Annotated in this window: 8 protein-coding genes and 3 pseudogenes; 6 read left to right on the top strand and 5 right to left on the bottom strand. The window is 55.0% G+C overall.

The annotated features are described in order from the left end of the window. The first annotated feature begins 16 nt into the window (after positions 1 to 16). Entirely contained in the window at positions 17 to 442 is a 426-nt protein-coding gene (locus O1V66_RS06645; RefSeq protein WP_072045084.1) for a zinc-binding metallopeptidase family protein, read from the top strand. An 82-nt stretch (positions 443 to 524) separates the two neighbouring features. On the opposite strand, the gene dacD is transcribed toward O1V66_RS06645, so the two are convergent. Beyond that, entirely contained in the window at positions 525 to 1,694 is a 1,170-nt protein-coding gene (gene dacD / locus O1V66_RS06640) for a serine-type D-Ala-D-Ala carboxypeptidase DacD (protein ID WP_045047925.1), read from the bottom strand. 342 nt (positions 1,695 to 2,036) lie between these two features. Between dacD and O1V66_RS06635 the strand changes: the two are divergent. After that, a pseudogene (locus tag O1V66_RS06635) lies at positions 2,037 to 4,342 on the top strand (FdhF/YdeP family oxidoreductase). An 86-nt stretch (positions 4,343 to 4,428) separates the two neighbouring features. On the opposite strand, the gene O1V66_RS06630 reads toward O1V66_RS06635, so the two are convergent. Together O1V66_RS06630 and O1V66_RS06625 are read right to left on the bottom strand one after the other, a co-directional pair. Continuing rightward, positions 4,429 to 5,253, bottom strand: coding sequence for a hypothetical protein (locus O1V66_RS06630; RefSeq protein ID WP_269128222.1), 825 nt, complete (start codon positions 5,251 to 5,253; stop codon positions 4,429 to 4,431). Positions 5,254 to 5,315: 62 nt separating this feature from the next. After that, entirely contained in the window at positions 5,316 to 9,554 is a 4,239-nt protein-coding gene (locus tag O1V66_RS06625; protein WP_269128221.1) for a hypothetical protein, read from the bottom strand. A 236-nt stretch (positions 9,555 to 9,790) separates the two neighbouring features. Between O1V66_RS06625 and O1V66_RS06620 the strand changes: the two genes are divergently transcribed. The 4 genes and pseudogenes from O1V66_RS06620 (at position 9,791) to fetB (ending at position 14,622) form a co-directional block, all read left to right on the top strand. Further along, positions 9,791 to 11,728 (top strand): exoribonuclease II, encoded by a 1,938-nt coding sequence (locus O1V66_RS06620; protein WP_045047928.1) that lies wholly within the window; start codon positions 9,791 to 9,793, stop codon positions 11,726 to 11,728. A 212-nt stretch (positions 11,729 to 11,940) separates the two neighbouring features. Beyond that, a pseudogene (locus O1V66_RS06615) lies at positions 11,941 to 13,153 on the top strand (FAD-dependent oxidoreductase). A gap of 53 nt (positions 13,154 to 13,206) precedes the next feature. After that, entirely contained in the window at positions 13,207 to 13,878 is a 672-nt protein-coding gene (gene fetA / locus O1V66_RS06610; protein ID WP_045047930.1) for an iron efflux ABC transporter ATP-binding subunit FetA, read from the top strand. Next, a pseudogene (fetB, locus tag O1V66_RS06605) lies at positions 13,865 to 14,622 on the top strand (iron efflux ABC transporter permease subunit FetB). The gene fetA and the pseudogene fetB overlap by 14 nt, the downstream one beginning before the upstream one ends. A gap of 18 nt (positions 14,623 to 14,640) precedes the next feature. Here fetB and O1V66_RS06600 read toward each other — a convergent pair. Both O1V66_RS06600 and O1V66_RS06595 read right to left on the bottom strand, forming a co-directional pair. After that, entirely contained in the window at positions 14,641 to 15,462 is an 822-nt protein-coding gene (locus O1V66_RS06600; protein ID WP_045047932.1) for an ABC transporter permease, read from the bottom strand. Then, on the bottom strand, positions 15,452 to 16,234 hold the full coding sequence (locus O1V66_RS06595) for an ABC transporter ATP-binding protein (RefSeq protein ID WP_045047933.1): 783 nt from the start codon (positions 16,232 to 16,234) through the stop codon (positions 15,452 to 15,454). The genes O1V66_RS06600 and O1V66_RS06595 overlap by 11 nt, the downstream gene beginning before the upstream one ends. Positions 16,235 to 16,257 lie beyond the last annotated feature (23 nt).

Genomic DNA, 16,257 nt, shown 5'->3' with positions numbered 1-16,257 from the left:
TAGAGAAGTATTTAATATGACCTCTGAAATTAGGCGTTTTATTAGTGGAACTGCTGTGTTACTGCTTGGGTCGTTACAGATTGCCCAGGCCAGTGATGCACTGGATAGAACCATTGTTGAACCACAGGGTGAACAAGTCGCAACCTCTACTCCATCCATTGGCGATATTTATCGACAATGTCTCAATGGAGCAGACTATGTCGGCACCAAGGCATCGGAAGCACAGAGGCAACTTTGTATCGGCTTTATGGCTGCGGCCGCGCAGTCTGCGTCTCATGATGCTGCGGGCTCTTGTCCACCGGTCTCTTACCGACAAATTTTGGCAAAAGTGAACAGTAGAATCAGCAATGCCGATCAATGGAAACAACCTGCACTTCCTTTTTTAGTGTCTTCGTTACAAGAGCTAGGCTGTACAGATAAACCCGTCCCACAGAAACAATAAACAAAATGGCCTGCATGTCGAGTGCAGGCCATTCAACTCCAAGGTTTTATTCCTCTGCCTTTTCAGCAAGAGAAACTCTTCCCTAGATTTTCAGTTTGATGTAGTCGATGGCGCGGCTGACAATGCCGCCTTTCGGCGTATCTTCCAGCGCGACCAGCGGTACGGTTTTGATGATTTTACCGTTATCGACGATATTAATGGTGCCGACACTTTGGCCTTTCGCCAGCGGCGCTTCGATTTGCTGATTGTTCAACACATACTGCGCTTTCACCTTTTCGCTGTCTGCCTGAGGAATATTCAGGTAAACATCATCCAGACTGCCGACTTTGACCTGCGATTTGTCGCCGTACCACACTTTTTCGTTGGCAACGGTCTGGCCTGCCTTGAACACCTGCATACTGGTGAATTCACGGAAGCCCCAGGTCAGCAGTTTACGCGCCTGCTCTTCACGCCCTTTCGAGCTTTTACCGCCCATGACCACAGCAATCAGACGGCGGTTGCCTTCTGTTGCGGACGCGATGATATTGAAACCGGCAGATTCGGTATGACCGGTTTTCAGGCCGTCGACCTGCAGGTTTTTGTCCCACAGCAGGCCGTTGCGGTTTTGCTGGGTGATGTTGTCATACGTCAGCGATTTTTCTTTATACATCGCATACTCTTCCGGTTCGCCGCCGATAATGGCGCGAGAGAGTTTGGCGAGGTCGTAGGAGGTGGTGAACTGACCCGGTGCATCAAGCCCGTGAACGGTTTCGAAATGCGAATTCAGCAGGCCCAGTTTCTGTACATACTGGTTCATGATGCCAACAAAGGCGTCCTGACTGCCGGCAACGTAATTTGCCATCGCGACACAGGCATCGTTGCCCGAGTCGATAATAATGCCGCGTACCAAATCGCGTACCGATACGCGATCGCCGGGCTTCAGGAACATCAATGAAGAACCGGCCAGACTCTTGTTGCCTGCAACCCAGGCTTCCTGCGGCACGGTGACCATATCGTTCATGGTAATCTTGTGCTGATCGAGTGCGCGGTCAATGACATAGCCGGTCATCAACTTGGTCAGGCTGGCAGGATTGCGGCGTTCGTCAGGATTTCCGGAAGCCAGTACGTCGCCGGAAGCGTAATCCATGAGAACAAAAGAAGCAGCATCAATGCTGGGTGGCACTACCTGAAAATCAATCGGTGCAACAGCCCAGGCATTGCTGGTGGAAACACAGATGACGCCGGACAAAATACTCAAAACTAAACGCTTCACTTAATCTTCCTCAAACGCTTCTTTTAAATCAGCCAAACCCGAAGTGTGGGGCAGCCAGGCAAGGGTGAATTGTACCATTGGCGGCATAGGGTGCATCAAATAACGTGCAAGCTAAACAAGAAGACTTTTGCAAAGAGTTTCACAATGAAACCATTTACTTACAATTTCCCTGAAGTGCGCCCTCTATTCCGTCATCAATGCGCTCTATCTCACGATTGCAACATTCGATTAGACGACATCTCAAAACCCTCATAAAATTGTGACATTATATTAACAATCCCGATAACCTGTTGATAATAAATCACGGAAGAGATTGTTTTACTCACCTGCGAAGACACCCACATGAAATTTAAATCTGAAATAAAACCTTATACCGGCGCGGCTGGGGGTTGGGGTTCACTGGAAGCGACCACCCGCTACGTTTTCGACAGTAAAAAAGTGTTGTCCAACCTGCGTAACCTGATGCGCGTCAATAAAGGCCGTGGCTTCGACTGTCCGGGATGCGCCTGGGGCGATGACAACCACAGCACCTTCAGTTTCTGTGAAAATGGGGCAAAAGCCGTGAGTTGGGAGGCGACGCGCAAGGCCGTCGAACCCGAGTTTTTGCACAGCACAGCGTCAGTAAACTGCGTGAGCAGAGTGATTATTTCCTTGAATATCAAGGGCGTCTGACTCACCCGATGCGCTATAACCGCACCACCGACCACTATGAGCCGGTGACATGGGACGCCGCCTTCTCTCTCATCGCCAGCCATCTCAAGGGGCTTGAAAGCCCGAATCAGGCCGATTTCTACACGTCGGGCCGTGCCAGCAACGAAGCCTCCTATCTCTATCAGGTCTTTGGCCGCATGTTTGGCACCAATAATTTCCCGGACTGTTCCAATATGTGCCATGAAGCCAGCGGCGTGGGCCTCAAGCAGAGCATTGGCGTCGGTAAAGGTACCATTCGTCTGGAAGATTTCGACAAGGCCGATGCCATTTTCGTTTTTGGTCAGAACCCCGGCACCAACCATCCGCGTATGCTGCACAGCCTGCGTCATGCGGCCGATCGCGGGGCCAAAGTGGTGAGCTTCAATACCCTGCGCGAGCGCGGGCTGGAGCGTTTTGCCGATCCGCAAAAACCGCTGGAAGTCGTGACCACCAAGGCCGGTCGTATCAGTTCCGCCTATTATCAGCCGAATCTGGGCGGCGATATGGCGGCGATTCGTGGCATGGTCAAAGTGCTGTTGCAGACTCATCGCCAGCGTATTGCTTCGGGCGAACCTTCCCTTTTCGATCAAGCCTTTATCGATGAACATTGTCACGGCGTCGAAGCCTATCTGGATATCGTCGATAAGACGAGCTGGGAGCAGATTACCCGCCAGTCAGGTCTGACCGAGTCCGAAATTCGCGAAGCCGCCACGATTTACATGAACGCCGAGCGCGTCATTTGCACCTGGGCCATGGGCGTTACGCAGCACAAGCACTCTGTGCCGACGGTGCGTGAAATCACCAACCTGCAATTGCTGTTCGGGCAGTTGGGCAAACCGGGCGCGGGCCTGTGTCCGGTGCGCGGCCACAGTAACGTGCAGGGCAACCGCACGATGGGCATTGACGAGAAAGCGCCAAAACCGCTGCTCGACAATCTCGAGCGTCACTTCAAATTTACGCCACCTCGCGAGCCGGGCCACAACACCGTGGAAGCGCTGGAAGCCATGCTGCGCGGTGAAGCCAAGGTCCTGATAGCGCTGGGCGGCAATCTGGCTGCGGCGGCACCGGATACACCGCGTACCGAACAGGCGCTGGGCAATTGTGATTTGACCGTGCAGATAAGCACCAAGCTGAACCGCAGCCACCTGACGCCGGGCCGTGAAGCACTGATTTTGCCAACGCTCGGCCGCACTGAACTGGACATGCAGGCGACCGGTTCCCAGTTTATTACCGTCGAAGACTCGTTCAGCATGGTTCACGCCTCCGAAGGCGTCGGAATTCCCTTGTCACCCGAACAGCGTTCCGAAACCGCGATCGTTTGCGGTATTGCCGATGCCGTGCTGGGCAAGCGCTACCTGGACTGGATGGCGCTCGCCGATGACTACAATCTTATCCGCGACCATATTGAAGCCACCATTCCGGGCTTCAAGGATTTCAATGCGCGCTGCGACATCAAGGGCGGATTCTATCTCGGCAACGCCGCGGCCGAACTGACCTTCAACACGCCCACCGGCAAGGCTAATTTCAGCGCTGCTGCCCTGCCCGAACGCGTCATCCCGATGGAAAACGACGATGCCCCGTTTACGCTGCAAACCCTGCGTTCGCATGACCAGTACAACACCACGATTTACGGCCTTGATGACCGTTATCGCGGCGTCTACGGGCAGCGTGATGTGCTGTTTATCCATCCGCAGGATCTGGCGGATTTGGGGATGCGTGACGGCGAGCTGGTCGAAATCGAAACCTTGTGGAGCGACGGTATCGAGCGCAAGGTCAGTGGATTCAAGCTGGTGAGCTACGATATCCCTCGCGGCAATCTGGCGGCCTATTATCCGGAAACCAACCCGCTGGTGCCGCTGTCAAGCTTTGGCGACCAGACTCATACGCCGACGTCGAAATCGATTCCGGTCGCGATTCGTCGCTGCGAACCGGCTGTAGACACACGCCGTATCGCCTGATGATGTTCAAGGGTGCGCTTCGGCGCACCCTTTCTTCACGTTGCCCCGTTCCTTGCCGCCTGCCTAACCTTGCCGCCCTGATGCACTCAACAATCTGCAATGATTTGCCCAAAGCGGGTCTGCCGATAGCAGTCCAACTCGTTACAGGCCTCCTGCGGCCACGTTTCAGGAAAAGCCGGGAGCGTGTTGTCCGTTTTATCTTCGAGCAAGGCGACCAGAGTCATGTCCTTAATCTGGTAGCAATCAATAACGCGTATCAATGATTCAGGCGTTATTTCATTTTGAGCTGAATATTTCACCGCAATTCTCACAATAAACTCCGTTGCATTCAGAGAATACTCAGGTTTTTCTGCCCGATAGAGCCGATAAAAAAGCGCAATGTCGGTATTCTCCCGCTGTCGTTGTGTCTCGCTTGCCTCGAGATAATCAGTTAACTCTGCGGTTAGCATCCGATTGCCGCGCAGCAAAAGCGAGTGCTGCAAATCGACTCTTCGTCTTTCCACCAGCACCTCAAGCAACGTTATCTTGCGATGTGGCCCTTCTCTTGACTGGATAAATGCGAGGGTCGGCAAGGTGTCTGCGGCAAACCCATAGCGCACTGTGCGGCTTTGAATAAACAGCCGGGGCGGCAGGTTGAAATAAGGCGTAACGCTGGATTTCACCCTGCCCAATCCCAGTCCGGCATGCCGATTGAGATGGCGCACCGTGGCGTTTTCGGTAAGCCGCTGCTCCGGCGAGGCGTTGAGATACTGGTGCAACAGAATGGCCACGTCGGCGGGTGTTTGCTGCGCAAAGACAAACTGTGGCCGATGTGAAAAGCTCGAATTCTGCTGCAGGCTGCGCGCTACAGCCTGCGCGAAATTCGCCGTTGTCACAGACATTGGATCGCGCTCGACAATAGTTATGGGCATTGTCGCCAATACAATGCCTTTATTTGTAAGCAGATAGTGTTCGAGCTGGGTTGGGCTGAAATTTAAGTAGTTTTCACGAAATAGCCGTAAATATTGCAGCCGATGCAGACGATTGGTTTCAAGCACATAATCCGCAGCACCCGCCCGCCGATAGCTTTCCAGTGCGATTTGCACCGGTTGGGCCAGGAAGTCTGGATAAATAATTCGGCTTTGCCCGTTTTTTCCGCGCCCAACACCTCGATGAGCCGAACGATCCGCGCGGTGTACAGGCTGCCCGTCGACGGTAACTGCCAGTCGATGACCTCAACCTCGGCCAGCGGATAATCCAGCCGCTGCAAATAGGCGAGCAGCGCAATAAAATTGCTGGCGTCGAGATCCAGCGTGCGCAAATAAAAGAGCCGGGCACTGACAACCGCGTTCTTCGCCTCGGTGCGCGTCGCCCGCTCGTGCAAAACCAGCGGCGCGGCGGGAAACGGCAGTCCCGCAAGCAGACTCTGCATCACGGCGCGGTTAAATGAAAAGGCATCCCGCTTTTCCGGCGCAATATAATCAGACCGGATTTCCGGTATGGCGGAGGATTCAACCAACCCGCGAGCAGCGAGTTGGGCCGCAACTGTCTCGTTTATCGGGATGACGTGTTGCAGGCGGAATCGTCCCTTTGAATCTTCAAGCTGGAGCGTCAGCTTGTCCCTTCCCCTGAATTTTAATTTAAAATCATTGACATGCGTATCCTGATAACCGCCATGCTTCTCTTCGTTATAAAGTGCCAGCAGCGTCGCCTTGAAGGTTTCGAGCGACGCGATAAGCAAGATTGAATACAGCACGGTTTTCAGCTCGGCCTTTTTCATCAACAGACTCGGAATATTGGCCAGCAACTCGTCGAGGGTTTCGGCAAGGATCTGAACCCCGTGCTGCAATGATTGCCGCTGTCGCTCTCTGACTCGCCCCTCCATCAAGCCAATAAACCGCCTGACCTCCTCTTCAATCGTCAACCCATTTTGGATGCTTTGCGTGTGCGGCAAATGTGTCACTGAAATACTGCCGCGCAGCGTGGTCAGCGAGCTGTAAACATCGCCGAGGCTGGCCGAGGAGTGCAAAACGCGATTCACGGGAGGGTCAACCGACAGATTTTCCCCCATTTCGAAAGCGCTCGCCCCCAGATAACAGCGCGAGGATTCAGGCGAACCCAGCGTGGAAAAAGATTCAATACTGGCACCGTGAATACGCGTGATAGTCGTGGCGGCAGCGAGGCTTTGCCCGTTGTGAATCACGGCCAGCGGCGCATCGGTGGCAAGCGTCATGCCGGTTGGCGGCGACATCAACAGGGTGCGAAGGGAAGACGGCGAGCGGGTGAATTCGGAGAACAGATCCTGCGGTGCCAGATATAACGCGGTATTGAGCGTTTTCACCAGTTTGCTGCCCTGCTGCGCCAGCAGAGAAACCGTAGGCGCTTCCGTTGCGCAGACGATAAGCTTTTCAATCTTGTCCTGTCGGGCATCCTGCAGGCTGTCGTAACATCCCCACAGCGGAATAAAGGTCGCAATCGAGATACCGCTATACCAGACCTGCATACGGGTCGAAAAGGTGCTGCCGAGCAGCTTGTTTTTACGGGGCGTGCTGAAGGTGATGGAATCGACAAACTGCGCCGCGACTTTTTCAAACAGTACCGTCATCGAAAGGTGATTGAGCGCCTCGAACTTCGCGGTGGCTTCAAAGGTCAGTTGCAGGCGACCCACGATGTCATTCAGCCGATGTCCGGATTGCGCAAGAAACACCTGAGGCAGGTTGCCATTGCGGTAAAACTTGCTGTTTGACAGCAATTCGGCCTTGGCCGCCTGTTCATTTGCGCCGAGATACGCACACTCACCTGACTCGTCGATAAAAAAGAAGTAGCGGGCCGCATCAAACGCAAAGGTCAGTACCCCGCCATGAAACAGAGAGAGACTGGAAAATGGCCGACCGGTGGTTTTGAGCCAGCACATGGCGATGATGCGCTGTGTGGTGACCGTTAAGGTATTACTTGAAGATTGGTAGAACCAGTTATCAACAATAAATTTCAACGTGGCGGCCGTGGCGGTGATGAGTGAACTGCGAATAATATTGATGCTTTCTTCCTGTTCGCTCTGTGTCGGGATTTGCTCCAGCGCATAAAGCCGTTCCACCACGGCTTTACTGACGATAGCCAAAATACCATAGCGAAATCGCTCTTCGTGGCGAAAGGTCGACAGCAGGCCAATGACCTTTTGTCGGTTATCGACTATCAGATGTTCGTGCAGCACATCCAGTGTCATCAACTCGATAATGAACGACAGCGGCGGCTGTTCCAGCAGATTGAGTATCCGTTGCCGGGTTGCCTGACTTTGCTCATTACTTTCGAGAAGATGGATAAACTCATCGGCCGTTTCCATCGCTTGACGAGGCGTCGTTGAAGGAAGAAAGTGCGCGATGCCCAGACCCAGCATGACTTTCCAGCCACGCATTTCATGGCTGGTAAACTGCCCGCCCTGCGCGGATGAAAAAGGCAAAGCCAGCCGCACGATGATTCTACGCAGTGCGTCATTAACCCTGTCGCTGCCACTCTCGGGTTTGATAAAGCGACTTAATGCCGCCGAAAGTGAGCTATCCAGCGGAGAAAACGTGCCGAGGAGACGATAGATTTCACCGGCGTCATCCTGATGCAGCATCTTGTCGATATGCAATAGATGCAGAATATATTTAAGAAATCCGCTGATAAGCCAGGATTGCGGCACAGCGGTGTCTATACCCGCGCATTGATAAAAAAGCTTCACGCCAGAGGGAATAGCCTGCGGTGTGTCGCCGAGCAGGAATCGCTGGGTGCTGTCATCGAGCATGTTTTCCACCCACTGAAGCACAGTGCGTGCAGGGCCGCCCTTTTCCATCAACGGCTTAAAACGTGCAGTCACCGCCAGATAGCCGTATTCATCCGGGAAAAATTGCGCCAGCGCGCCGAGCGGTTGCTCATCGGTTTTACGCGGTGTGCGCCGAACTCCGGCGGGAGAAAACAACGGCAGATTCCATGAAAAGTGTGGGCTGTGAAAATACGCATAACCTTGGGTCCTGGCCTCCACCTCCGGCAGCAGCGTTAATGTGCGAGTTAACGCTTCAAGAGAAAACCAGCCCTTTGCAGGCGGCGCGGCGCGCGGAACGGACAACGCAAGGGAGGCGTGAGCAAGGGGTGGGCCTCGCAAAACCGTAGCGGCGGCATCGCCAAGGGGGTCGAACAGGCGAGTTGAGAGAGGAAACGCCTCGAGCGCGGCCAACGGTTTCTCCATTGTCGGCAGCAGAATAGGTTGGTGTGACAGGCTCAGCCACAGCGCCGAATCATTATTCACCACCGCATAGACAACCTGATGGGTCGGCAGATGTGTCTGAGCAAATATCGTTGCGCCAAAGCACGAAATGCCCGCCTCGCAATAACCTGTCTCCGCATAGGCCTTGGGGGTTGCAGCACAGCAGGGATGAAAATGGCCGTGAAAAGGCGTGGTAGTGAAAGCGGCCAGTCGATAGCGAGCGTCAGCGGTGCGCGGCCCGAAGCACGGAGCGAACGCCCTGAGCAAAACCGCATCGTGCTGCACAGGGGCGTTAATGACATCTCGCGCGGGTGAGGTATACGGGAAGGCAATCAACAACGGATTGCAACTTGCCAGATTGTACAGCGCAGTGCCCAGCAAAGGAAAAGCGTAGTCGAGGTGAGTGATTAAAGGCAAAAGTGCGCGGCCTATCATCGGTCCGCTGACCCAGGTCGCAGGAAAATGCGCGCGAAAGCATGCCAGCCATTGCGCGTCACTGAACGCATGGACGCCCTCCATTCGCCCCTCTCTAAGCATTAGGCTGATAAGTTGCTGGAATATCGGGACATTAAGCGGTGCCGGTATTCCCGCTGCACTGAGCCCCGACAACGATAAAAACGCGGCAAACTCGCAGGCCAGCCGCGTTGACGGATGGTCTGGCGACGGCCGGTAAAGCGCAGCAAGCAAGGCTCGATTTCTTGGCCGCTTCAGCAGCGCCGTGATTTTGGCATACTCAAAGGAGGGAATACGCTCGGGAGAACTCACCGTATTGGCCGCGAGCCTGTTGTCCACGGCGTTACACGCGGCGTTGATGGCGTGGAGCGGCACAAGGCGCTGGCAGGCTTGCGATAACAGCGTCAACGGCACATTACCGAGCGTGACGATAAAACGAACAATTCGATTATAATGCGACAGCGCCGTCGCGAGACTGAAAGCACGGTTTACGGCTACGGCCTCGTCAGTCCGCTCGCCTTGAGGCAGGGTCATCATCCCGACATGGACCTTGGTAAGGAGCCAAAAAGTGACTGCTGTTTTATCGTCTGGGCAACCTGCGCGCAATCACGTAGCGCTCAAGGTGTAATCGCTCGGGGAAGAAAGCCACGTTATGCGCTATCCAACGGGATTATTCGCGCCAAAATAGGCAGATGGCGCTTGCCCACGGTGGCCGATTCGCGTAAAACTGTCTGCCGCTAATCGAACCACTCTAACCTCACTCTCTGGACGCTATGTTTCAAGATAACCCGCTGCTCGCACAGCTAAAACAGCAACTTCACTCTCAGACTCCGCGTGTCGAAGGCATTGTTAAAGGTACTGAGAAAGGCTTTGGCTTTCTTGAAGTAGACGGTCAAAAGAGCTATTTCATCCCGCCTCCGCACATGAAAAAAGTCATGCACGGCGACCGGGTTATTGCTTCTGTGCAAACAGAAAAAGAACGCGAAATCGTGCAGCCCGAAACGCTGGTCGAGCCGTTCCTGAGCCGTTTCGTCGGTCGCGTGATTAAAAAAGACGATCGTCTTTCCATCATGCCGGACCACCCGCTGCTGCGTGACGCCATTCAGTGCCGCACCGGCCGTAACTTCAATCATGAAGTTAACGAAGGCGACTGGTGTGTGGCCGAAATGCGCCGCCATCCGCTGAAGGAAGGCGATCGTGGATTCCAGGCCGAACTGACCGAGTGGATAACCACCGGCAGCGACGATCTTGCCCCTTGGTGGGTTACACTGGCGCGTCACAACCTCGAGCGCAACGCGCCTGAGTTCAACGTGACTGAATTGCTGGAACAGGGTCTGACCCGCGAAGACCTGACCGCTCTGCCGTTCGTTACTATCGACAGCGCCAGCACGCAGGATATGGATGACGCCCTGTTCGTTAAAGACAACGGCGACGGCACCCTGAACCTGACCATCGCGATTGCCGATCCAACGGCCTACGTGACCGAAGGCAGCGACGCCGACAACATCGCGCGTGAACGTGCCTTCACCAACTATCTGCCGGGCTTCAACATTCCAATGTTGCCGCGCGAACTGTCAGACAACATCTGTTCTCTACTGCCCAACGAGCGCCGCCCTGTGCTGGCCTGCTCGGTAACGCTGGCCGCCGATGGCGCGCTGGGCGACGATATTCGCTTCTTTGCGGCATGGATCGAGTCAAACGCCAAGCTGGTTTATGAAGAAGTCTCCGACTGGCTGGAAGACAAAGGCGAATGGCAGCCACAGAACGACACCATCGCCGATCAGATTCGTTTGCTGAAACGCGTGTGTGATGTTCGCAGCGCCTGGCGTTCCGCGAATGCGCTGGTCTTTAAAGACCGTCCTGACTTCCGCTTCGTGCTGGGCGAGAAAGGCAACGTGCTGGAAATCATTGCCGAGCACCGCCGTATTGCCAACCGCATCGTCGAAGAGTGCATGATTGCCGCCAACGTCTGTGCCGCCATCGCCCTGCGCGATAACCTCGGGTTCGGCGTTTACAACGTGCATACCGGTTTCGACCCGCTGCTGGTGGATCAGGCCGTTGCCGTGCTGGAAGCCAACGAGGTCGAAGCCGACGGCCCGACGCTTCTCACTTTGCCTGGCTTCTGCGCGCTGCGCCGTAAACTTGACGCGATGCCGACCCAGTTCCTGGACAGCCGCATTCGTCGTTTCCAGACCTTTGCCGAAATCAATACCGTGCCGGGTCCGCACTTTGGGCTGGGTCTCGAAGCTTACGCGACCTGGACCTCGCCAATCCGTAAATACGGCGATATGGTCAACCACCGTCTGCTGAAAGCGATGATTACCCAGCAGAGCGCCGAGAAGCCGCAGGACGAAATGACCGTTCAGCTGGCGGAACGTCGCCGTCTGGGCCGTATGGCCGAGCGCGATGTCGGTGACTGGCTGTATGCCCGTTACCTCGAAGATAAAGTCGGGACTGACGTCAAGTTCAGCGCCGAAATCATCGACGTGACGCGCGGTGGTCTACGCGTTCGCCTGCAGGACATCGGCGCCGTTGCCTTTATCCCGGCACCTTTCCTGCACGCCGTTCGCGACGAACTGGTATGCAGCGTTGACACCGGTACCGTTTTGATTAAAGGTGAAGTCGCCTACCGTCAGAGCGACATTATCGACGTCAACATTGCCGAAGTCCGCATGGAAAACCGCAACGTCATCGCCAAGCCTGCCGCCTAATCCGCGTTGGTGCGACATGCAAACCTGCTGGTGCTGCCAGCAGGTTTTTTTGCCTAAAATCGTGTTGCGACTAAGCTCATGATGCGCTGCGGCTGGCAAGCTACTCCGCACAGGAGTAAAGTGGACGCCAGCGAATGAGATAAATAATTATCATTATCAACACACTCTCTGTGGCATTTAGCTCGACAGAGCATTGAGGAATCCCGGCGATTATGACTACCCCAGCTGCAACCCCCCTTCCTGCCTCCACAACCTGTTGCATCGTGGGCGGCGGCCCCGCTGGCATGATGCTCGGCTATCTTCTGGCCTTGAAAGGGATTAACGTGGTGGTGCTGGAAAAACACGCCGACTTCCTGCGCGATTTTCGCGGCGACACCATTCACCCCTCCACGCTTGAAATCATCTGGCAGCTCGGCTTCCTCGAGGAATTTCTGGCGCTTCCGCATCAGCGTGCCGAAAAGCTGTATGGCGAAATCGCGGGTAAGGAAGCCACCCTTGCCGACTTCTCGCGTTTGCCGACGCAGTGCAAATTCATTGCCTTTATGCCGCAGTGGGACTTTCTGAACTTTATCGTCGCCAAGGCTCGCCAGTTACCGAATTTCTCTTTGCATCAGCAGGTTATGGTGACCGATTTACTCAAACAGGACGACCAGGTGACCGGCGTTCGCGTGAAACAAGCCGATGCCGTGCAGGAAATACGCGCCGATCTGGTGGTGGGGTGTGACGGCAGACATTCCGTAGTGCGAGAAAAAGCAGGTCTTGAAGTGATGAATTTCGGCGCGCCGCGCGATGTGTTATGGCTAAAGATAACCAAATCGCCTGATGACCCCGAATGGTCGACCGGGCATCGCGGCCCGAAAAAGGCTTTATCATGATCGATCGCGGCGACTACTGGCAATGCGGTTACTCGATTGACAAAGGTTCGCTCGACGCGCTGAAGCAGCGCGGACTGGAGGCCTTTATAGCCGACGTTGCCGAGATTTCCCCTTTGACGCTGCAAGGTTGCGCAACGATATCACCGATTGGGAAGCCGTGAAGTTACTGCAAATCCGTATCGATCGCCTTAAATCGTGGTCCTTGCCGGGGCTGTTGTGCATCGGCGATGCGGCGCATGCCATGTCGCCCATCGGCGGCGTGGGCGTTAATCTGGCAATACAGGACGCCGTCGCAACCGCCAACCTGGTTGCCCCCGCGCTGATTAAAGGTAATTTAACGCTGCGTCATTTACAGCGCGTTCAGCGCCGCAGAACGTTCCCGACGTGGGCGACGCAATCGTTACAGGTGATGATCAGCAAGGCGAGTCAGAAAAAGCGCACCAAACCGCCTTCCGGCATGGAACTGTGGATGCGCCAGCGGGCGTTTATTCCTTTCCTGTTTGGGCGTTTGATCGGCATCGGCTTCTTTAAAGAGAATTATAAAAGGTAAACTTAAGCTTCGGCTGGTAAAATCGGGCGCAAATTATTGATAATGAGCCCGATATGTCACTCTCTTCAGCCTTGCTGCGCGTGCAGGATGTCAGTTTCAGTCTTGATGGAAACCTCTTGTTGCAGCCCACCTCCTTCGACCTTGCGCGCGGAGAATTTTTGCTCCTGACCGGTCCGTCGGGCTGCGGCAAAAGCACGCTGCTAAAAATTCTCTCTTCCCTGCAAGACCCGACCAACGGGCAGATTTTCCTCGAAGACAAAAACATTCGCGATATTAAACCCGAATTGTATCGTCAGCAGGTTTCCTACTGTTTTCAGACCCCCGTGCTGTTTGGGCAAACGGTCGAAGATAATCTTGCGTTGCCCTATCAAATACGCGGTAAACGCCCCGACCGTAAACGTCTGGCCGAATGGCTGACGCGCGTCAATCTTTCTGCCGATATGCTCGACAAAGAGGTGAACTCCCTTTCCGGCGGCGAAAAACAGCGGGTCGCCCTGCTGCGTAACCTGCAATTTCTGCCCAAAGTCTTGCTGCTCGACGAGGTGACCAGCGCGCTTGACGAGGAAAATCGTCAGACCGTCAATGCGCTTGTCGCCGAATGGGTTAAACAGGAAGGTCTGGCGGTTATCTGGGTGACCCACGACAGCAACGAAATTCGCCATGCCCAGCGCGTGATAACCCTGACCCGCAATGATACCGGAGAACGTCCTGATGAATCAGCATAATATTACCAATCAGTCACTGGGGCTTGCGCTGGTTCTTTTGGTAGTGGCGCTGATTATCAGCAGGAAAGAGAAGCTCGGGCTGGAAAAGGACATGATCTGGAGCGTGGCGCGCGCCGTCGTGCAGTTGATTGTGGTCGGTTATGTGCTGAAATACATTTTCGAGCTGAATAATGCCGCGTTGACCGTGCTGATGGTGCTGTTTATCTGCATCAACGCCGCGCTGAATGCCAAAAGCGCAGCCGTAATATCGACAACGGATTTATCATCTCTTTTATCGCGATTACGGTTGGCACGACGCTCACGCTGACGGTGCTTATTCTCACCGGATCCATCGAATTTTTGCCGATGCAGGTGATTCCGATTTCTGGAATGATAGCGGGCAATGCCATGGTCGCGGTTGGGCTGTGCTACAGCAATCTAAATCAACGTTTTACCGATAACCGGCAGAAAATTCTCGAGATGCTGAGTTTAGGGGCGAGCACTAAAGTCGCGTCGGGCACCCTTCTGCGCGACAGCATCCGCTCGGCGTTGATCCCGACCGTCGATGCGGCAAAAACGGTCGGACTGGTGAGCCTGCCGGGTATGATGTCGGGGTTGATTTTCGCCGGTATCGACCCCGTTAAAGCCATCAAATATCAAATTATGGTGACCTTTATGCTGCTTGCGACCGCCAGCCTGTCGACCATTATTGCCTGCTACTTCGCCTATCGACGATTCTTCAATGCGCGAAAGCAATTGCGCTAGGCACGCGGTTCGAGCGCGCTAGTCCTTGTAGGGGAACAGGCCCCACCTGCGCGCCTTTGACGAACTGCGCCACGGCGTCATGATGTATTCCAGCAAAATCACCAGCAGGAAACTCACGACGCCGAGCAGCGCCAGAAACGCGATGGCCGAAAAGGTTCCGGCAGTGTTGAGGCGTGAGTTGGCCTGCAACAGATACGCGCCGAGACCGCCGCTGGTTGACGCGGTCCATTCACCGATGACCGCACCGGTCACGCTGAAAGTCGCCGAGAGTTTGAGTGCGGAAAACAGCGGCGTGTAGGTTGCAGGAAGTTTTACATAGCGGAAGATGCTCCAGCGGGATCCGCCCATCGACTTCACCAGATTCAGCATGTCTTTATCCACCGAGTTAAGCCCGTCGAGCACGTTGACGACCACCGGGAAAAACACCACCAGCGCAACAATCACCAGTTTCGGCGCAAGGCCGAAGCCCAGCCAGATGGTCAATGCCGCCGCGATGGCAATCACCGGCACCGCCTGACTGGCTATCAGTATCGGATACAGCACGGCACGGATCCAGGGCGTGGCATCCATCAGCACCGCGAAGATAAATCCGGCTCCGGCACCCAGCACAAAGCCCATCAGGAAGGTCACGAAGGTAATGCGAAAACCCTGCATCAGCACCGGCAGGTCGGCAATCATGTGATCCCACGTCTGCTCCGGCGACGGCAGAACATACGCCGGTATCTGGTAGACGCGCACCGCGACATCCCACACCAGCAACACCAAAAGCAACGCGGCAAGCGGACCGCCGAGAGGAAACAACAGCTTGCGTACAAGGTTGGGACGATGTTCAAGCGCCATGGGCAACAACTTCCTGTGTCTCGTTATCGTTGTAGATTAAATCGAGGATCTGCCGCTTGAGTGCCGTGAATTCAGGGCTGGTCAGGCTGGAAAGCGGCCGTGGACGCGGAATATCGACCTTGAGGATTTCACGAATGCGCCCGGGTCTTGGCGACATGACAACGACGCGATCGGCCAGATACACGGCTTCATCGATATCATGGGTTACGAAAATCACCGTGCGCTTCTGCTCCGACCATACGGTCAGCAACCACTGCTGCATCGACAGGCGCGTTTGCGAATCCAGTGCGCCAAAGGGTTCATCCAGCAGCATGATTTCGTGCTGCATGGCCAGTGTGCGCATCAGCGCAACGCGCTGGCGCATGCCGCCCGACAGCGCCGCCGGATAATGATGGATAAATTCGCCCAACCCATAGCGTTCGGCAAGCGCTTTTCCTGCCTCGCGTTGCGTCTTGCTCGCGCCGCCCTTGAGGATAGCGCCGAGCACAATGTTGTCGATAACTGTCATCCACGGCAGCAGCAAATCCTTTTGCAGCATATAGCCGACGTGACCGCTGCTGCCGGTGACGTCCTGATTATCAATCAGAATCTTGCCGGTATCGGGTTTCAGCACCCCCGAAATCAGATTGAACAAGGTACTTTTACCGCAGCCGGAAGGCCCGACGACACAGACAAATTCACCGGCCTCGACCTCCAGATTGGTGGCGGCAAGCGCCGTCATGCTGCCAAAACGTCGTGTCACCTGTTGCAGTGACAGCTTGGGATAACTCATCACGCGCTTTCTCCTTGCAGCCT

Source organism: Rouxiella chamberiensis (genome assembly GCF_026967475.1).
In the GTDB taxonomy this organism is placed as follows: Bacteria; Pseudomonadota; Gammaproteobacteria; order Enterobacterales; family Enterobacteriaceae; genus Rouxiella; species Rouxiella chamberiensis.
The sequence above is the reverse complement of the archived record's forward strand: the minus strand, read 5'-3'. Positions and strand labels throughout refer to the sequence as shown.